Here is an 18,411-nt window from a genome sequence, read left to right as displayed (position 1 = left end):
AGTTCGATCTTGCACCAAAATCAGTCGAACAAGCTGAAACGAGCAGCACAAACTAAATGAATGGGGGGAAGTGATTTGAAGAACAGAAACCTATAACCCACTATGAACCATGAACTCGAAGATCACCTAAATCAGATATTTTAGGGATTTGGCAACAATTCCATGATTTAAAAGAGTAAAAGGGTTATACATAATGATGTGTTATCTAAAATACTGAAATTATCATGACGCTCAAAGAGATCCTTAACATTCCCAATGTCCGCTACTTCTTAATGTTTCGAAGCAGCTACTTTGCGCGTTTTTACTACCCTATATTCACCCTACTCTATTTAGATTACGGGCTAACCCTTTCTCAATTCGCGATGCTCAATGTAGTTTGGGCAGCCACTATTGTACTTGCTGAAGTGCCGTCGGGCGCGTTCGCCGACACCTTGGGCCGCAAGAAACTGGTGGTGTTGTCTTCGATTGTGATGTTTGTTGAGATCGCAATGATCGCGCTAGTACCAACCGGCAACCCCGACTTGGTGTTCATTGTCTTTCTGATTAACCGGATTCTCAGTGGCTTAGCGATGGCACTGGCCAGCGGCGCCGACGAGGCATTGGCTTACGACACCTTAAAAGAACAAGGCAATGAAGAGTTGTGGCCGCGAGTGCTGCAAATCCAGCTTCGTGTCGCCTCAACGGTCGGTATCTTTGTCACACTAATTGGTGCGGCGATGTACGACGTAAATTTTATGACGAACATCTTTCATTTCCTTGGACTAGCCGAACCAGAAAGCACTAAAGATCTGATGCGTATTCCTGTGTTCGCCACCCTATTTGTAGCGATGATCGCTATCTATGCCGCGATTAATATGCGCGAAGAGAAAAAGGTGATGCCAAGCGACCAAACCAAATTGGCAACCACCATCTCAAGTCTTAAATTGACGATCGATGCGGGTAAGTGGGTATTTGCTACGCCTTACGTGCTGTTCATCTTGCTCTACTACAGCCTATTCGAACACACCTCACGCATGTTCCTAACCATGAACAGCCAATACTATCTGGCCATTGATATTCCTATTATCTACTTTGGTTTTATTGGTGCGGGTATCAGCTTGCTTAAGATTATATTGGCAGGGCAAAGCCGAAGATTAGCAGAGAGCATTGAGCCTAAAACCTTCACTTTGGTCATGGGTTTAGCAAGCATGGCGACTTATTACTGGATCAGTTTAGGTTGGTCGATTTACGGGGTAATTCCAGCACTAGTGCTGATTTTTATCATCATGACGATGAACATTTTCATTAGCTACCACCTGAATAAAAAGACCGAATCGCACAACAGAGCCACAGTCCTCAGCTTTAAAGGCCTGATGTTTAATCTCGGATATGGGCTGATCGGCATTTTGTACGCTTACTACTATAAGTTGGTGTCTCTGGGCTACACCGAACAAGAAATAGAGCAGAACCTTGCCTTCTTGGCCTCACTGTCTTCGTTTTTCTATTACTTCACCTTACTGTTCATTTCGATAAGCGCACTGTTCTATTTCAAGAACCGAAAAGAGCCCATTTTTTGAGGCGGCTAGCTATATTGTGTTGAAGTTCAATGAGCTAACTCTTCAAAGGTTAGCTCGCACAAAGTTCTGATTTACCCAAATAGACTACCGCCTGAAAATGGACGCTCAATAAACAAACAAGCCCCTTCTTCTATTGGTTAAATTTGTTAATATAATCATAATTTTATATAACACACGGAAGCGTCATGTCATTTAGTTGGATAGCCTTTACTCTCCTTGCCGCCTTTAGCCAATCTTGGCGCAATGCCTTTCAAAGCAAGTTAAGTGGCACCATGAGTGTTGCTGGTGTGACGCTGGCGCGTTTTATCTGGGCAGGCCCAATCGCCTTAATTTATCTGTGCGCCCTCTATCAATGGAAGCCAGTATCCACACCTGATTTTTCGGGTGAGTTTGTTTTCTACATTATTGCAGCAGCCATTATGCAGATCCTCGCGACGGGTTTAATGGTGATGTTATTTAAGCTCGAAAACTATGCGATAGGAGCAGGCTTAGCCAAGTGTGAAGCCCCCGTATCTGCTGTGTTATCCGTATTGTTTTTTGGTACTGCTTTGACACTAACAGGTTGGGTCGGCGTGCTTATTGGCACGTTAGGCGTACTAATCATGAGTAGTTCTTCTGGTTGGCGAAGCTTGTCTCCGAAAGTATTTTTGTTAGGTATGGCGTGTAGTACCGCTTTTGCTTTAACGTCTCTTTGGGTACGTGAAGCAAGCTTGAGCATAGGGCTGCCCTTCCCTCACAGCGCTGCTTGGGTGCTGTTTCTGGTGATAACTCTTCAGACATGCATTATCTGTACGTATCTCTTTTTCAGAGAGCGAGACACGCTGCGCCAGATATTCAAGAAATCTAAACTGGTCATCATGACAAGCTTAGCGAGTGTTATCGGTTCTCTGGGTTGGTTTAGCGCGATGTCGCTTCAAGCCGTGCCGTACGTAAAGACGCTTGGACAAGTCGAAGTGATCTTCATGGTGTTAATATCCTACTTCTGGTTAGGGCAAAGCATCGCGCGCAAAGACATTCTTGCGCTCATCTTGCTTTCTATCGCAGCAGTATTGGTTATGTGGCAGTGGCGAGTTGGTTAATATGACTAGGACAAATTGAAGTCATATTGCGACCGTTTGTTTTCGCTTGATATAACGCTTTGTCGGCTCGGCTAATAAACCCATTCCAACTCTCATGTGGGTGAAGCTGAGCAACACCAAAACTCGACGTCAGAAACATCTCATTTCCTTGCACTGCTGAGATCTCTGAAATAGACAATCGCAGCTTACAAGCAATAGCCTGTGCTTGTAGGAAATTAACATTGGGCAATAAAATCATTATCTCGTCTCCGCCAAAACGAAACGCACTGGCTTTGGGTGATGTTTTTATCGCACTTTGAACCATTTCAGCAAAAGACTTGATCACGAGGTCACCCACAATGTGTCCGTGTTGGTCATTAATCGACTTAAAGTTATCAATATCCATCATAATGGCACTGACAGGCGCAGTCTCCGCCTGCTTCATGATAACTGGAACTATCTCATCTAATGCTCTGCGGTTTCCCAGTACCGTTAGAGGATCGCTGTAGGACAGTTCGTGAATAGAACTAAGCAACCTTGCATTAATCAGCCAAAGCATTGTAAAGCTCATCGACACAATAAGAACGATGCTCACTAAAAAGGCAAGTTGATGAATGAGCGTGGCCGCCATGAAATCCTGGAGCTCAGCGGAGAATAGTGTCACCACGACTCGAAAAACCATAAACCCGCCATATATCGTAAATGACAAGGCCATCATCCGAATACCTAGAGTCAAGTCATCACGCCGGCCCTTTAATACCGCAAAGGCAGTGCAAAGAGTCACAAAAGCCAGATATAAACTAATGAGGATAATTCGAGCCTTGATGGAAGGCTCATAGAACGTGAAGTAAATAAAACATGGCAAAAGAGCCAACATCATTAGACTACTGAGGTAGGTGCATTTGAGAGAGTATTCTCGAAACAGACATAAGCTATACAAGGCAAGATGAAAACCAAGCGCAATGACCATATTGGCACCAATAACAGTGACCCAATCAGGGAACTCCCCTCTTAGGCTCAACATCAACGGCCCAGTTCCGATAACAAATATTGAAATGGAAAAGATTGAGAGCCCTTTAATTGGCTGTTGAGTGAATTGAAATAACAATAAGCCAATACAGTAAATGAAAGAGAACAAAATAATAATAAAATTAAGTGTTCTCATATCCAGCGAAAAACCATCCATGATTTTCTATCTTCCATACGCAACCAAACCTCAACATGGTTAATAATCATACAAACCACAAAAACATTAACCATATGAATCTTTATATTTTATAAAATAAGGGATAGATCACATATGCAGAGATTCTTGTCGCATGAGTCCATGATCTGGATAGGCATGTAAAACTCGTCCACACATGGCTTCATAGCATCACGAAATCTACAGGCTTCTGCACTCGTTACTTGGTTGAATGACGACTGTCTGGCATTATGCGCCCAAGAAATCTCTAGGGGCTGTTGACCTTTCGAGCTGGGTTTTGCAGCATCTTGTGGAAAATTTATACAAGGAAGAGGCTTTGACGTGTAGCTGGCCTACATGAAAAGCCGATAACGCAGTAGAAATGAACCACAAGAGCTGCCCGAAGGGTTCGGCTAAAATCGTTTTATGCTTTGTTGAAGAATATTTGCTTAGAATGACTAGGCTACATACTCTTCGCCGCGCCTAAAACGATTTTGACTAGGCGTCCCCATCCGAACAAAATTTAACCACGAAAGGTCAACAGCCCCTAGTTATTGCACAGAAAAGAATGAACGAAGGTAATCAGTGGTAGAAAACAGCCAACAATTAAGTGACCGTTACGACGAACATGGTTACTTTGTTATCAGAAATTATTTCGATGAAGCTCAAATTGCATCGCTTAGAAAAGTCGTGCTGAAATTCCATGAATCATGGAAAGCAGACAACGAAGAATTCTATAAAGAAGAAGCATTTAACTCGTCTTTAATTACGGGAAGCGAATATTTGCTCGCCGACGATAGAAGCGTGCTTTTCGACTTCATCAGCTCGAAGCAAGTGATGGACGTGGTTGATGCGGTGATTCCAAACAAACCAGCATTCATGAATACACAGCTGTTCTTCAACCCGGTAAATCCGCAACAAAAAGACTTCTGGCATCGTGACTGTCAATACGACTACGACATTGATGACCAGATGAAAGTCATCATGGAAACCCAGGTATTGCATCTGCGAGTGCCCATTTTTGATGAGCCAGGTATGGAACTTATCCCTGGCACACACAAGCGTTGGGACAACGAAGAAGAGTACAATGTTCGCCAAGAAGAAAACGGCAAAGTGAGCAGCGATGACATCTCTGGTGGTAAGCAGATACCATTAGCCGCCGGTGACTTATTGGTTTTTTCAGCGGATATGATCCATCGAGGTAGATACGGATTGGATCGTTTGGCCTTGGATATCTTGATCTTTGATTCTGCGGCCGATTATGTCGACTACGTCGATGACGATTGCTTACCAACTCCATCAATGTTGAACAAGATTACCGATCCTAGACTGTTTATGAACACGCTACACTTAAAATCAATGCTTTGCTCGTAAGAGATTAAAACAGTTACATGACTTGAAAATAATAACAAATATGTTCACATTTATTTCATAGCGCTCGCAATAAGATACCTTCATATTCAATATTCGAGATAAGCAATATGAAAAAATTAATTACTAGCATGTCACTACTTACAGCACTTGTTTCGGGTGCTGCTTTAGCCGAAGTGAATGGTGAAGATTTTAACGAATTCCCTAAGCAAGATGCGGCTCACTGTTTTGGTTGGGCGGCAGGCTTAGATAAAGACCAAGATTACGCTAAGTTTATTGTCGAGCTATCGAAAGATCGCACAGTGAGTGTCAAAGAAGATCCTTATATAATGGAAGAGTTCGGCACTGCAATGGGTTATTCAGAAGCGATGTTAGAATTTGCCGGCAAAGAAGCTGCGGATGCTAAATATAAGCTAGTCTGCGATCCAATCAAACAAAGCTATGGCTTTTGATCGCGAGGTTTCACCGCTACGTCAAAGACTTGATACAAAGGCTCCACATGGAGCCTTTAAAGTGTACTGACTCAGTCAGGGATTCCGAATAGTAAAACTTATTTATGAACCTTCGCGATTTTCATTCCATGTATCCAGAACAAATTTTAATTGAACCATGCAAAAACTCGTTCTTTCAAGCTCGCATTCTTTCTCCAAATCCAATACAAGCCTTCCTCTAGCTCTTCAACGCTCATACGACTGGGCTGATAAACCGGATGGCTACCATCGTACTTGGACCAATCTTTAGTAAGAAGTCGCCCTTCACGCTCTAGCTGATTAAAAGACTCCGAACCGGGAAACGGAATCATGTAGTGTGGGATCACCTTATCAACCTTGATATCTTCGACGAACTTCTGCGTTTGTTTGAAGATAGAAGTGTCATGTTCATCAAAACCGAACAAAAAATCTCCCCATACTTCAATACCATGAGATCTTATCTCAGCGATGTACTCTTTCATTTTAGATGGTTTCACAAAGCCTTTTTTCTGAGCCTTTAAAGCCTCTTCAGATGGCGTTTCTATGCCTAATAATACAGCTTTGAACCCTGACTTCACCGCAGCACTAAGCAATTCGGTGTCACGAGCAATTAAGACTGTCGTTTCCCCATAGAAGCTCATGTTAAGCGGCTCAATGGCTTTAAATAGTGCCAAAGCATATTCACGGTCATGAGTGAGATTGTCGGAGTGTAACTCAACCCACTCAAGACCTAATGTCTTGAGATTCGCTAACTCGCTGACGATATTTTCGATTGGCCTTTTCTGGAACTTATCAAAGAACCTTGGCACTAAACAGAAGTTACATTTAAATGGGCAACCTCTTGTCACAACTACTGACCATGTATAATTGTACGCTTCAGGATTGATGATATTCGTTGGGTATGGATTGAGCATACTGAGATCGACAGGCTCGGAGCTTTCATAAATAGGCTGTAGCGAACCAAACTCTGCGTCACGGAGTAACTGAACCCAGTAGTTCTCAACTTCTCCCATCGCCAAACAATCCGCATATACTGCCGCTTCTAAAGGGTTAAACTGAGTATGTAACCCCCCGAGTATGACTGTTTTGCCTTTTTTCTTATATTTAGAAGCTAGCTCATAAGCCCGATAAGCATCTGGAGTCGACATAAATATCACCACCAAATCAGCATCATTATAAAGGTCGGCTTTTGCACCTATGGTCTCATCAACCATATCTAACTTGTACCACTTTGGTGTCGCAGCAGCGGCGGCAAAGATGTTTTGTGGAGGTCCCCCCGTAGAGGCTTTGTATTTTGAGTAATCGCTGCCAGCAGACGCTTTAATTAAATAGATTTTCATAACGTATCCTAATTATTAAATTTTGCTTTGCTACAAAGAGCTAAAAAACTCAAAGACTCTATTGTCCATATAGAAATATACCCCTCCCATCACAAACCAACTGATGATGATCAAGGTAAACAAAACTGGATGTTCTTTTAGCTCAATACGTTCAACAAAGAAGGCTTCTTTTGCACGAAGATTTTCCCATCCCCAAAACCAGCAAAATAGCCCCCAGATCAGAAGTAGATGAAACTTAAGAGCAAACAAGGCCATGGTCAGAGCCAGCAATGTTTTCCACTTAGACATTACTTCAGGCACGTTCATCTTTCTTAACTCCCAGTTATTAAACTAGGAATCATTGTAGATAGGTGTTGGTCAACTTTTGGTTAACTAATTTCAATTTGAACAATCGATTGCCAACAACATCGACGTTGAGCAATATTAGCGACCCAAGATTGTTTATGAACACGCTACACTTAAAATCAATGCAGTACTCATAATCCATAAAGGTGCCCGAACTATGACTGACACTAAGCAAAATACCCGAATTAGCCAGTTCCGTTTCGGTCAGCCAAAAGAATCTCTCAAGTTAGAACATGTCGCTTTAGGGGCACTAGACAAAGATAAAGTTCGCGTACAAATTGAAGCGACTAACATCAACCCTAGTGATCTGTTGTCGATTTATGGTGTGGGCCAATACAAACATAGCCACCAGCCGCCGAGAGTGCCGGGATTTGAAGCGGTAGGAAGGGTTGTAGAATCCTGCAGTGCTGAGTTTTCAGTGAATCAGCGCGTGCTTGTGGCAAGCAGTGGAACATGGCAGAACTATGTCGATGTATCACCAGATGACCTGTTCCAAATTCCTCAGCATTTAGACAATGGCTACGCCTGTCAGTTGTACATTAATGCGCTAACTGCATGGGTGTTGACGACAGAAGTGGCTAAGCTGACCCAAGAAGATGTGTTGATCATCAACGCAGGCAGCTCTGCCATCGGTAAGATCTTCTCCCAGTTATCAGCATCACTCGGCTTCAAAATCATTGTCGTTACATCACAGCCGGAACAATGCCTAGCCACTTCCAGTTTGGTGTTAGATGCAAACGACGATTTAGCTTCTCAAATTAAGGCGTTAGGCTTGCCGATGCCAACCGTTGCCTTTGATGCGATTGGCGGCTCACCCGGAACCGATCTTATTCACACCCTTGGCAACAAAGGGCGTTTTATCAACTATGGGACGCTGTCGTTGGATTTTTACGAGCCTCGCTTCTTCGAATACGCGAAAAGCCAAGACATTGATTTCAAAACCTTCTTCTTACGTTATTGGGAGGAAGCGGAAGGTAAAGATGTTCGCCGTGATAAGTTCACGACCATGCTAGATCACTTCATCACAAACGACATTCAACTCGACGTTGACCGCTATCTGCCATTCGATGAAGTGCAAACCGCGATTGATCTCATTGAATCGAAAACCACACGCTTGAACGGCAAGATCATCTTGCTGCCTGTATAGTTTGGTGGAATTGAGCACACACTATTTACGCCAAACAAGATACAGAACGAATAACCCGCCAATCGCTGCGGTCACAATACCTACTGGCAGTTCTTGTGGCGCTAATATGGTTCGGCTAATCACATCCCCAAACAGTAAAAGCACCGCGCCCCATAAGGCAACCAAAGGCAGAGCTCGCTTGTGAGTGACACCTGAAAATGGTCGAACTAAGTGGGGTACCATCAAGCCAATAAAACCGACCACTCCGGTCATCGATACAATCGAAGCAGTGCAAAACGCACAACAAAGAAAAATCTCGCTTTGTAGGCGGTGCACATTGATCCCCAATGAGCTTGTCGTCTGTTCACTCACCAACAAAGTATCAAGCTCGCGATAACGCTTGAAAATTAACGCGATCAGACATAACACGCCCGCCAAGGCAAAAATCAAATTATCCCAACGCGCGAGTCCTAAGCCTCCCATCGTCCAGAACAAAATCGAACTCGCCGCTCTCTGGTCGCCTGAATAGATCAAAAAACTCGTGATGGCGCCGAATAGAAATGAGATCGCCAAACCACACAAGATCAAGTTGTCATTGCCCTTTTTCTTCTGCATCGAAAACAGAATCAGAACAGCGGTCGCCGACACAATACCACCCGAGAATGCAGCCAGTGGCAGTGACCAAACACCCAGAGCGTCTCCCACTTTGGTGATCACCAACACCGCACCAGCAGATGCGCCAGATGACAAGCCAAACAGAAACGGATCCGCCAGATCATTTCGTGTCGAGGTTTGAAGCAACGCCCCAACCATCGCCAGCCCTGCACCCGCGATAACCGCTAACAATGCTCTAGGTAACCTTAGATCGATCAGTATTCGACTGGTCATATCCGGCGTTGGATCAGTGAAAGAGCTCAGCCCTACAATCACTTCCTTAAAAGACAAAGGGACTGAGCCAAATTGTAAACTCATCATGAAGGCGAGCAGCATGGCAGTGATACCTGTTAGCCATGCTGCTCGATATTTATCAAATAAAATCAAAGGACTACTACTCTTATCAATAACAAGCTTTCATATAACAACCTTCCCGATCACTCAGAAACGAACGCCTCTGCAAGTTTCTCAATGGCATCGATATTGGCAGGCCCAGGGGTGAGTTGCTCATAACGCAGTTTGACATAGCGACCAGAAGTTACCGCATTGGTGTATTTCATTAACGGATGGGCTTCGAGGAAACGTTGCAACGAATCGGCACCACTCGCCGATTGGTAATCCAGAAGGATAATCACATCTGGGTTTTCACGAGCGACATTCTCCCAAGAGGTTCGAGCCCAACTTGCTTCCATGCTACCAGTGATATTTTGGCCACCAGCAGCTTCAATCATTGCGTTTGGCATTCCGTACTTACCGGCGGTGAAAGGCTTATCTTCACCCGAATCAAACAAGAACACTTTTGGACTCGGCTTACCTGATGCTTTCTGCTTTTCTGCTACTTTTTCAACTCTCTCTTTCCAGCTGCTTACCAAAGCCTCGGCTTCTGCTTGCTTGTCGAAAATAACGCCTAGCTTTTGCATGTCGCCATAAAGCAGATCCATTGTCGCGCCTTCCTTTTGACTTTGGGTATGAATACAGCTTTCAGAAAGTACCAAGGTATCAATCCCGTATGGCTTCAGTGTTTGAGGCGTCACTTCACCGCCCACTTTCATTCCATAATTCCAGCCAGCGAAAAAGAAGTCAGCATCAGCAGCAATCAATGTTTCTAATGAAGGATACTTAGGTGCGAGCTCAGGAATATCACCTAAACGTTCTTCAAACGAACTCGACATCTTGTACCACCCTGTAATACCCGTAACGCCCACCATCTCCTTTTGAAGACCAAGAGCAAACGCCATCTCGGTCATATTGATGTCGTGTATAACCGCACGCGAGGGGCGCTTTTCAATGGTCAGTGGGCTCCCACAGTTATCAACCGTCACTGGGTATTGAGTGCTTGTCGCATGCGCAAAAGAGAAAGGTAAAAGAAACAAAAGACTGGAAATTACAGGCCACTTCATTGGGCTGCTCCTATTAAAGAGTGATTAGAGAGAGTTAAGTGAGTTGAGTGAGTTGATGCAGCTTCAAAATGATGGATGGTGCTGCACAGATTAGGATGATTGAACGTGAGAACACGCAATCCAAAAACAGGGATCATGTATCGGTCTTGCATCACCGCCTCTGGGGCTGAGAACGCCACCATCTTTTGGCCTGACATCAACAGGACTTTATCGGCGAATGGCGCGACCAAAGGTAAATCGTGCAACACCACAACAGACGCAATGCCACGTTGTTTAATTAGGCTCAGAAGTTCAAGACGAGCGAGAGGATCAAGGTGGTTTGTGGGTTCATCTAAGAGTAAAAGCCTCGGCTCTTGTGCAAAGGCGCGAGCAATACTTGCACGTTGCTGCTCACCACCGGATAGCTCACCAAAGCACCGCTGGCTTTTGTGAATCAGCCCAACATCTTGCATCGCCTGCTGAACCGCTCGTTTGTGCTCTTTGGCGCTACAACAAAACGTATGAGGAGTTCGGCCTAAGCCAACATACTCAGCAACACTCAAACGAGGATCAACATGCTCATGTTGAGTAACCACCGCGACTTGCTTGGCTATCTGCTGCCGCTCAAGGCTTCCAAGCGCAATACCAGACAACATCAACTCACCCGCGACGGTTTTATATTCGCCTGTAATGCCTTTCAGCAAACTGGACTTTCCACCTCCATTGGGGCCAATGATGGCAACGCATTCACCATCGTTCACATCAAATGTCACGTCGGAGACGGCTCTCCAGTTCGCCAAGCCATCAGCGCAGAGCCCGCGCACAGACAATACAGGTTTATTCAAATTCCCACCGAACATCCAAAAACAACATTTATTGTTATGTTATAACATAACAATAAATTAAAGGTATAGTTATTAATAGAAATATTAAGACCGCTCTAAGAACTAATGGGAATGGCGGGATAATCCAATCACCTTAAATAAAGACAGTCGTGTTTAAGAAAAGTGATTCGCTTAGAAAGTTTGATTCAAGGAATTGAGTTTTGAGAACGCAGCAAAGAGTTGTAATGCGTTTCTCCATAACTTAAGTGGTTACGAGGTGGTCATGAGTCACATTTATTTGAAACATCAATGAGTTATATCATTAGAAATATGACACTGATCACCCATAAGGTAATCTCGATTCTATATGGTAGCGTCATACTTAAAACCACGATGTGAACATACTTATGAAAAGACACCTACTATCAAGCGCCATCCTACTCTCTCTAGCCTTTCCCACCTTTGCAGCTGATGGCGACATACACGATGTCACGATACTGGGTACTTCAGATATCCATGGTCATTTTATGGCGTGGGATTACGCGGCAGATAAACTCAACACTCGTGGTAGCTTGAGCCAAATCGCGACCAAAGTTGGTGAGATCCGCAAAGAGCAATCTAACATTATCCTTGTCGACGCTGGCGACACCATCCAAGGCAACTTCGTCGAAACCTTCAAAGACGAGCCCGTTGATCCAATGATGCTTGGCTTTAATCACATGAAATACGATGTGTGGGTTTTAGGTAACCACGAATTCGATTTTGGCCTCAAAACCCTCAACAGAGCCGTTACCCAATTTAAAGGGCAGTCTCTCGGTGGCAACATTAAGAACAAAAACGGAAACCCATTCTTACCGGGTTACACCATTCTAGAACGAGGTGGTATTAAGATCGGCGTGATCGGAATGGATACCCCAATGACAGAGGTCTTTGCGCAAGGTACAAACCGTTTAGAAGGCGTCACTTTCACTAATCCAACCTTGGAAGTGAAGAAAATCGTCAAAGAAATTGATGATAAAGTGGATGCCATCGTATTGGTTGCCCATATGGGGATTGAGAACGAGAATGACATTGCCGACACCGGTGTCACCGACATTGCCAATGCAAACCCAGAGCTTGATGCCATCGTCGCTGGTCACATGCACACTCGCATCGATAAGGCCGTTGTGAACGGCGTTATTATTACTGAGCCCGACAAATATGGCCGCGCCCTATCTCGTATCGATCTTCAATTTGAAGAGCGCGATGGCACATTCACTCTCGTCAACAAAGACAGTTTCACTTATAAAATTAAAGGCATAGATTCTGATGAGAATATGGACGACTTATACCAGCCTTATCACAAACAACTCCGAGAAATGGCGAATAGACCTGTCGCTCAGCTTACCGGCGTTGATTTAGTCCCAGAAAACGAAATCCGCGGTATCCCTCAAGTCCACGTTCAAGACACAGGCATCAGTGCGCTATACCAAGAAGCGAGCTTCTTCTATGCACCCAAGGCCAATGTCATCGCACTTCAAATAGACAACGACAATGCAGAGCTTGGTGTTGGCCCAATCAAAGCCAAAGACATCGCGTACAACTACCAATACGCAGGTGGCGAAATCACTGTCTACCAGATGACAGGCAAAGAGTTAAGAACCTACATGGAATGGTCTGCGGGCTACTTCAACTCAGTGCAACCCGGTGATGTGACCTACAGCTTTAACCCTGAACGCAGAGCATCAAAATACTCGACCAATGACTTCTTCGCGGGCGTGACTTATACCATCGACCTTACTCAGCCTGCAGGTACACGCATCACCAACCTCGCGTTTGCTGATGGCACACCGGTTACTGATCAAACAGAAATCCGTATTGGTATGAATAGCTATCGAATGGGTCATCTAACCAAGAAAGGCGGCGTGCTAGAAGGTGAATCGTTCCCTGTACTCTTTGATACGGAAGCAGAGTATGGAGAAGAAGCAGGCACGATCCGTAACATGACTATCAAGTATCTTAAAGAAGAAAAGAACGGTCAGTATGAAGGTAAAACTCAGCAGCGATGGGCACTTTCTGGTTTAGAGAGCCGTTACAATGAACAACGAGAGATAGTGAAGTCGTTGATTAATGATGAAACCATATCAATCCCGACCAGTGATGATGGCCGCTACACAAACATCGCTTCTATCAACGTGAAAGAACTGATGTTCACATCTGACGAAGCTAAACAAGCAGCCATAACCACACGCGAAAAGAAACTGGCGCAGGCGACTGAGCAAGAGAGTAAGCAAATCAAACGCGAAATCACTCTGATTGAAGCGCTCAATTAACCCCTACCCTCAAACCAATAACGACTTAACGACGCTTAGAGCGTGGTTAGGTCGTTGTCGTTCCCATCTTCCAACATTACATCTGTACTGAGTAAAACGGTTGATATTGGTGAATGAGCCACAAAGGCTAACTCATAGCTGGACAAAAGCTTGTTAGCGCATTTGCCAATTTAGCGTATTACGGATAACTACAAGTATGGAGAATTGCCAAACTTGGTGCCCAGTATTGTTGGATACTAATCACCAATAGTTACCTTCTATGTTTTTTAAATCGAATTAATTCATTAGTCACATGCTCGAAGAAAGCTGTCAATACAACATTATCATTCTTGTCAAGATACAAAGCACACAAGTGAGCCGGTAACTTTTCTCTGAGCTTAATAAAATGTACATTGCTCCAACGGTGATAGCTGAAACTAGTTGGAACTATTGAGACTAGATTACTACTTGCCACAATTGAAACCAGTGTGTTTGGCTCATAAACCTCTTGAGCAATATGGATATGATGCCCATGTGTCATAAAGGTATCGACAATCAACTTGGATGATGCCGAGTCCTGCCTTTGCATAAAGATAAACTGCTCATCTTTTAGCTCATCAATCGAGATCATTTTTCTGTCTTTAAAGGCATGGTTGTTGGCAACCACCACGCACATTTCATCATCAACCATTTTTTCAGCGGTCAATGGCGTTGTATTGATGGTGTCGGCAAATCGAACCAAACCGATATCAATCTTATGTTTATCTATGCTCGATTTCTGCTCTTCTGGGGTCATCTCAAAGATCTGAAAATCGTAATCAGGGTAAGCATCTTTAAAACTGCGCAGCGCATCCCCCAGCCCAGCCCAAAAGAACGAGCTGATGAGTCCGACATTTAGCGATTTGTTTTCATTTCTTCCCTGCTCGATCACCTTGCGCACAGATGTATCTAAAACTCTGAAGATTGTCTGACACTCCTCAAAAAGAAGCTGGCCAGTATTAGTCAGCTCAACGGTTCGTGTATCACGGATAAATAGCGGGCTACCAATAATTCGTTCTAGCTCTTTAATCTGAGCACTTAATGGTGAGTTGGAGATGTGCAGTTTTTTTGCTGCATTGCCGAAGTGTTTGTCCGTGGCAACTTGAAAAAAGTAGCGGAGCATCTTAAGTGTGATCTTTGATGAGTGATCTAGCATGGTTTCCTCTGTGATCTTTATCACGAGCTGTACACGATGTGCCCATACTCTGATAGAAAAAATGAGTAAAGAGGTCACAAAATTTAATTACCTGTTTAATAAGGATATTTTTACCAATAATAACAGGCTGTTTACTAATTAGACCAAAAACCTCTGTTATTAAGGAGTAATAACAATAGGATTATGCCGAGTAACAGCATAATAAGTACTTTTTTTGAGATATACCAGCTTGCGTGAATTCTAGATACTGCCACCACGTAATCTTGAACAGGCGTTAATCATGGATATTTCATCAAACCATAAAGGTGTATTTGTCGCAGGCTCTTACAACCTTGATATTGTCTCGCGAGTGGCTTCATTCCCTCAAAAGGGAGAAACAGTACGTATCCTATCTAAAAAGTTTCTTTCTGGTGGCAAAGGGGCAAACCAAGCCACCGCATGTAGACAAGTAACAAAAGACACGCACTTCTTTGCCAAAATTGGTCATGATGACTTTGCTAAACGAGCTAAGCAGCACCTAGAAAGGCAACAGTTTGCCTCTCTCACGTTAGCTGAAACCTACCATTCACCGACAGGTGTTGCGTTGATCACGGTTTCTGAGCGTGAAAAAGATAACTGCATTGTGTTGGACCTGGGGGCAAATCTGAAGGTGAGTGATGCGGACATTGAAAACCTCACTCCGCAAATAGAGCAAACTTCCGTCGTCCTTGTGCAATTGGAAAACAATATTGAAGCGGTTGCGGCAGTGTTGCGTAAGGCAAAAGAGCAGGCTAAAACCACCATCCTAAATCCAGCGCCTTATCATGAGCAGGTCCATACCTTAGTCCCACTAGTAGATGTGATTACCCCCAATGAAACCGAAGCCTCTGAGCTAAGCGGTATTGTGATTCATGATATTGAGACAGCAGAACAAGCAGCGCGTTTTATTCATCGTATGGGGGCAACCAACGTCATCATTACCTTGGGCGGCAATGGGTGTCTAGCTTATGACGGTAATGAATTTAAGCGCTTTTTGTCGTACCCCGCTGAGGTGATAGACACCAGTGGTGCGGGAGATGCGTTTAATGGTTCACTCGCGGCATCCTTATCTCTGGGTAAATCCTTAACGGAATCAATTAGCTTTGCGACAGCCTTTGCATCGTGTTCAGTAGAGAATGAAGGGGCTGCGAACATGCCTTCCATGACGCAAGTAGAAGCAAAGCTTGCGACTGTAAGGAAGTAACAATGCGCAACATTATTATTGATACTGATATCGGCGATGATGCTGACGATATTTTGGCATTAGGTCTCGCTTTATCGACAGAGCAGCTCAATCTTGTGGGTGTGACAACAGTATTCAAGAACACGCGCCTAAGAGCCAAAATGGCAAAGCGTGTGCTTCAGCTAGCAGGTCGAGAAGACATCCCAGTCTATGCTGGGTGTGAACATCGTATTAATGGCGAAGAAAACGATGACGAAGAAATCCCCTGCCAGTACCAAGGAAAAATGGATAGCCAGCCTATCGAAACCGAGCATGCTGTCGAGTTCATGGCTGATGCTCTCTCACAGGAAAAACTAACCATTGTTGCCATTGGTCCATTAACCAATATTGCAACACTAATAAAAGAACACTCAGAGTTAATTAAAAATATTGATGAATTGGTTTTAATGGGAGGATGTTATTACCGACATGTCAATGAATGGAACATTATCTGCGATCCCGAAGCTGCCGATATTGTTTTTAACTCTGGCATTGATATTCGTGCGGTTGGTTTGGATGTTACAACTAAATGTCATTTCGATGGTGATTATTTATCTCAGGCTCAAAATAATGCCAATACAGAATTGAAAAAGATTCTAATCGAAAGTTGTGATGCTTGGTTTGATAAAACAGGATTCACTCCAATTCTCCACGACCCTCTTACTGTATTTGCTCTGCTCGAAGAAAGCGATATTGAATATAACCAAGAACAAGTTCATGTCGAATTAAAAGGCGAATACACAACCGGAATGACGGTGTGTACTGAAGATGGAATTTGGGGCAGAACACCAAGTAACCCCAACTGTTTAATCGCAAAGAATTTAAATTATTCTCGATTTATTAAATTTTTCCTAAATAACGTGTTTCTAAATTAAAGGTGAGGTCATTATGGCTTTAAATAGAATGTCGGTCTTAGAGAAGATTGGCTTTGGTTCAGGTGATTCTGCAATCAACCTATCCATGATATCTGCAGGTATGCTGATTTACGCATTCCACGTTCAAATTGTTGGTTTAACCCCTGTTGATGCAGGTTGGCTACTGCTACTGGTTCGTATTATTGATGCGGTAACCGACCCGGCAATGGGCTGGGCAACGAACCGTTACAAGTCGCGTTGGGGTCACTATCGCCATTGGATTGGCTTTGCTGCAATCCCTATGGGTGTCTCGATGTACCTGATGTTCACCACGATTGGTGACACTTATGAAATGAAGCTCATTTGGGCGTACGGCACTTATATATTCAATACGTTGATGTTCACTATGGTGACAATTCCTTACATCTCAATGATTGGTGTAGTGACGGATAATCCAGACGAGCGTATTACAGCAAATTCGTGGCGCTTCACAATGGCGAAAACGGCAACGCTAATGTGTACATCATTGGTTCCATTCTGGGTGACATCACAAACGGATCAGGTACAAGGCTATGTAACTTCGTTTGCTATTCTTGGCACGATTGGCGCAGCATGTCTTCTATTTTGTGCATTCACAACTCGTGAACACATCGAGATAGAGCCAAACACTGTACCCGTTAAACAACAGCTAAAAAGCTTAGTTAGAAACGACCAATGGATCGTGCTGTGCTCTGCTTGCATCACACTTATGCTTGCCTTCTTGGTACGTGGCAACATCGCCTTTATCTACGGGACAGAATACGCTGGCGCAAGTTTTGGTGTACAAATTTCCGTTTTCCTAGGGATGTGGTCAGTCGGTGGCATCCTTGCCGCAATCGTGTCAAAAAAACTGACCAAACATTTTTGTAAGATTCAGGTGTTCCGCGTATCGATGTACGCCTCAGCACTCATGGGCTTGTCGATCTACTTCTTAGTCGGCCAAGGCGAGTTCGTTGCTGCTGTTATTTGTTACTTCCTTTACTGTTTCCTAACTGATCTCAATACCCCAATTTTCTGGGCACTGATTTCTGAGGTAAGCGACTATGGTAAAAAGAAAACAGGTATTGATTCATCAGGCATTTCGATGGGTGCAATTTCATTCTGTCAGAAGCTTGGTATGGGCCTATCCGGTATTGTAACCAGGGCGACCGCATGAGTGCCTAGTTTTTCGCCATCTGACTAAAGCCAGCACTTAATACTGCCTCTAGCATAGACGTATTCATCATACATCGCTTTTGCTTCCCCACTATGCTTAGCTTGGTGGGTTCTTCACGGAGCATGTTCAAGCTCATGTGGCGCAAGCATGATAAATTCTCAGCACCATGATCTTTGTATATCTGGCAAGCATCTTCATTCATTGTGAGGAAAGTAGACCGCAGGAACTTCCCCTGCAGCCCCTCGCAGAACGGTACGTGAGCCTCTCGACTCATACCGCTCCCATTAAACCATCGATCCTTTCATACCTATTCGCCAGTGAGCAAAAAGA

At 44.0% G+C, this 18,411-nt stretch carries 16 protein-coding genes and 1 pseudogene; 9 read left to right on the top strand and 8 right to left on the bottom strand.

Annotated features, from left to right (window positions below; all coding sequences use genetic code 11):
• The first annotated feature begins 224 nt into the window (after positions 1–224).
• Both H5300_RS14170 and H5300_RS14165 read left to right on the top strand, forming a co-directional pair.
• A complete protein-coding gene (locus H5300_RS14170; RefSeq protein WP_182796225.1) occupies positions 225–1,556 on the top strand; it encodes an MFS transporter in 1,332 nt (443 codons plus the stop codon).
• A gap of 185 nt (positions 1,557–1,741) precedes the next feature.
• Positions 1,742–2,635, top strand: coding sequence for a DMT family transporter (locus tag H5300_RS14165; protein WP_182796224.1), 894 nt, complete (start codon positions 1,742–1,744; stop codon positions 2,633–2,635).
• Here H5300_RS14165 and H5300_RS14160 read toward each other — a convergent pair.
• Positions 2,610–3,800 carry a GGDEF domain-containing protein gene (locus tag H5300_RS14160; RefSeq protein ID WP_182796223.1) on the bottom strand — a complete coding sequence of 397 codons (1,191 nt, stop codon included), beginning with the start codon at positions 3,798–3,800 and terminating at the stop codon, positions 2,610–2,612. The genes H5300_RS14165 and H5300_RS14160 overlap by 26 nt on opposite strands.
• Positions 3,801–4,382: 582 nt before the next feature.
• Here H5300_RS14160 and H5300_RS14155 point away from each other — a divergent pair.
• Complete coding sequence (locus H5300_RS14155) at positions 4,383–5,171, top strand: phytanoyl-CoA dioxygenase family protein (protein WP_182796222.1); 789 nt, start codon at positions 4,383–4,385, stop codon at positions 5,169–5,171.
• 107 nt (positions 5,172–5,278) lie between these two features.
• Positions 5,279–5,620: a hypothetical protein gene (locus H5300_RS14150; RefSeq protein ID WP_017081414.1), complete on the top strand. Its 342-nt coding sequence runs from the start codon at positions 5,279–5,281 to the stop codon at positions 5,618–5,620.
• 146 nt (positions 5,621–5,766) lie between these two features.
• Here the strand turns inward: H5300_RS14150 and H5300_RS14145 are convergent, their stop codons facing one another.
• Positions 5,767–6,978 carry a radical SAM protein gene (locus H5300_RS14145; RefSeq protein ID WP_182796221.1) on the bottom strand — a complete coding sequence of 404 codons (1,212 nt, stop codon included), beginning with the start codon at positions 6,976–6,978 and terminating at the stop codon, positions 5,767–5,769.
• A 30-nt stretch (positions 6,979–7,008) separates the two neighbouring features.
• Positions 7,009–7,284 (bottom strand): hypothetical protein, encoded by a 276-nt coding sequence (locus H5300_RS14140; protein ID WP_009845795.1) that lies wholly within the window; start codon positions 7,282–7,284, stop codon positions 7,009–7,011.
• Between the two features lie 196 nt (positions 7,285–7,480).
• Between H5300_RS14140 and H5300_RS14135 the strand changes: the two genes are divergently transcribed.
• Positions 7,481–8,470 (top strand): zinc-dependent alcohol dehydrogenase family protein, encoded by a 990-nt coding sequence (locus tag H5300_RS14135; RefSeq protein ID WP_182796220.1) that lies wholly within the window; start codon positions 7,481–7,483, stop codon positions 8,468–8,470.
• Between the two features lie 21 nt (positions 8,471–8,491).
• Here the strand turns inward: H5300_RS14135 and H5300_RS14130 are convergent, their stop codons facing one another.
• The 3 genes from H5300_RS14130 to H5300_RS14120 all read right to left on the bottom strand — a co-directional run bounded on the left by H5300_RS14130 (position 8,492) and on the right by H5300_RS14120 (position 11,342).
• Positions 8,492–9,439, bottom strand: a complete 948-nt coding sequence (locus H5300_RS14130; protein WP_182796234.1) for an iron ABC transporter permease — start codon at positions 9,437–9,439, stop codon at positions 8,492–8,494.
• Positions 9,440–9,540: 101 nt separating this feature from the next.
• On the bottom strand, positions 9,541–10,503 hold the full coding sequence (locus tag H5300_RS14125) for an ABC transporter substrate-binding protein (protein ID WP_182796219.1): 963 nt from the start codon (positions 10,501–10,503) through the stop codon (positions 9,541–9,543).
• Entirely contained in the window at positions 10,500–11,342 is an 843-nt protein-coding gene (locus tag H5300_RS14120; RefSeq protein ID WP_182796218.1) for an ABC transporter ATP-binding protein, read from the bottom strand. Before H5300_RS14120 ends, H5300_RS14125 begins: the two co-directional genes overlap by 4 nt.
• Before the next feature lie 371 nt (positions 11,343–11,713).
• Between H5300_RS14120 and H5300_RS14115 the strand changes: the two genes are divergently transcribed.
• On the top strand, positions 11,714–13,618 hold the full coding sequence (locus tag H5300_RS14115) for a bifunctional UDP-sugar hydrolase/5'-nucleotidase (RefSeq protein ID WP_182796217.1): 1,905 nt from the start codon (positions 11,714–11,716) through the stop codon (positions 13,616–13,618).
• 250 nt (positions 13,619–13,868) lie between these two features.
• Here the strand turns inward: H5300_RS14115 and H5300_RS14110 are convergent, their stop codons facing one another.
• Positions 13,869–14,792 carry a LysR family transcriptional regulator gene (locus H5300_RS14110; protein ID WP_182796216.1) on the bottom strand — a complete coding sequence of 308 codons (924 nt, stop codon included), beginning with the start codon at positions 14,790–14,792 and terminating at the stop codon, positions 13,869–13,871.
• 280 nt (positions 14,793–15,072) lie between these two features.
• Here H5300_RS14110 and H5300_RS14105 point away from each other — a divergent pair, with 280 nt between their 5' ends.
• The 3 genes from H5300_RS14105 to H5300_RS14095 are packed head-to-tail and all read left to right on the top strand — an operon-like array spanning position 15,073 to position 18,081.
• A complete protein-coding gene (locus H5300_RS14105) occupies positions 15,073–16,014 on the top strand; it encodes a ribokinase (protein WP_182796215.1) in 942 nt (313 codons plus the stop codon).
• 2 nt (positions 16,015–16,016) lie between these two features.
• Positions 16,017–16,907: a nucleoside hydrolase gene (locus H5300_RS14100; protein WP_182796214.1), complete on the top strand. Its 891-nt coding sequence runs from the start codon at positions 16,017–16,019 to the stop codon at positions 16,905–16,907.
• 13 nt (positions 16,908–16,920) lie between these two features.
• On the top strand, positions 16,921–18,081 hold the full coding sequence (locus H5300_RS14095) for an MFS transporter (protein ID WP_182796213.1): 1,161 nt from the start codon (positions 16,921–16,923) through the stop codon (positions 18,079–18,081).
• A 4-nt stretch (positions 18,082–18,085) separates the two neighbouring features.
• Here H5300_RS14095 and H5300_RS14090 read toward each other — a convergent pair.
• A pseudogene (locus H5300_RS14090) lies at positions 18,086–18,289 on the bottom strand (transposase); the annotation flags it as partial.
• Positions 18,290–18,411: the final 122 nt, after the last annotated feature.

The sequence above is a fragment of the Vibrio sp. SG41-7 genome (genome assembly GCF_014164465.1).
GTDB lineage: Bacteria > Pseudomonadota > Gammaproteobacteria > Enterobacterales > Vibrionaceae > Vibrio > Vibrio splendidus.
Note: the sequence above shows the minus strand (reverse complement) of the source record. Positions and strands in the feature narration are given on the sequence as shown.

What these genes read in the sequence shown, in the direction of transcription:
- H5300_RS14125 (WP_182796219.1), bottom strand. Translation starts at nt 10,503, where the DNA reads ATGAAGTGGCCTGTAATTTCCAGTCTTTTGTTTCTTTTACCTTTCTCT.
- H5300_RS14165 (WP_182796224.1), top strand. Translation starts at nt 1,742, where the DNA reads ATGTCATTTAGTTGGATAGCCTTTACTCTCCTTGCCGCCTTTAGCCAA.
- H5300_RS14135 (WP_182796220.1), top strand. Translation starts at nt 7,481, where the DNA reads ATGACTGACACTAAGCAAAATACCCGAATTAGCCAGTTCCGTTTCGGT.
- H5300_RS14140 (WP_009845795.1), bottom strand. Translation starts at nt 7,284, where the DNA reads ATGAACGTGCCTGAAGTAATGTCTAAGTGGAAAACATTGCTGGCTCTG.
- H5300_RS14110 (WP_182796216.1), bottom strand. Translation starts at nt 14,792, where the DNA reads ATGCTAGATCACTCATCAAAGATCACACTTAAGATGCTCCGCTACTTT.
- H5300_RS14130 (WP_182796234.1), bottom strand. Translation starts at nt 9,439, where the DNA reads ATGCTGCTCGCCTTCATGATGAGTTTACAATTTGGCTCAGTCCCTTTG.
- H5300_RS14160 (WP_182796223.1), bottom strand. Translation starts at nt 3,800, where the DNA reads ATGGATGGTTTTTCGCTGGATATGAGAACACTTAATTTTATTATTATT.
- H5300_RS14095 (WP_182796213.1), top strand. Translation starts at nt 16,921, where the DNA reads ATGGCTTTAAATAGAATGTCGGTCTTAGAGAAGATTGGCTTTGGTTCA.
- H5300_RS14120 (WP_182796218.1), bottom strand. Translation starts at nt 11,342, where the DNA reads ATGTTCGGTGGGAATTTGAATAAACCTGTATTGTCTGTGCGCGGGCTC.
- H5300_RS14100 (WP_182796214.1), top strand. Translation starts at nt 16,017, where the DNA reads ATGCGCAACATTATTATTGATACTGATATCGGCGATGATGCTGACGAT.
- H5300_RS14145 (WP_182796221.1), bottom strand. Translation starts at nt 6,978, where the DNA reads ATGAAAATCTATTTAATTAAAGCGTCTGCTGGCAGCGATTACTCAAAA.
- H5300_RS14170 (WP_182796225.1), top strand. Translation starts at nt 225, where the DNA reads ATGACGCTCAAAGAGATCCTTAACATTCCCAATGTCCGCTACTTCTTA.
- H5300_RS14105 (WP_182796215.1), top strand. Translation starts at nt 15,073, where the DNA reads ATGGATATTTCATCAAACCATAAAGGTGTATTTGTCGCAGGCTCTTAC.
- H5300_RS14115 (WP_182796217.1), top strand. Translation starts at nt 11,714, where the DNA reads ATGAAAAGACACCTACTATCAAGCGCCATCCTACTCTCTCTAGCCTTT.
- H5300_RS14150 (WP_017081414.1), top strand. Translation starts at nt 5,279, where the DNA reads ATGAAAAAATTAATTACTAGCATGTCACTACTTACAGCACTTGTTTCG.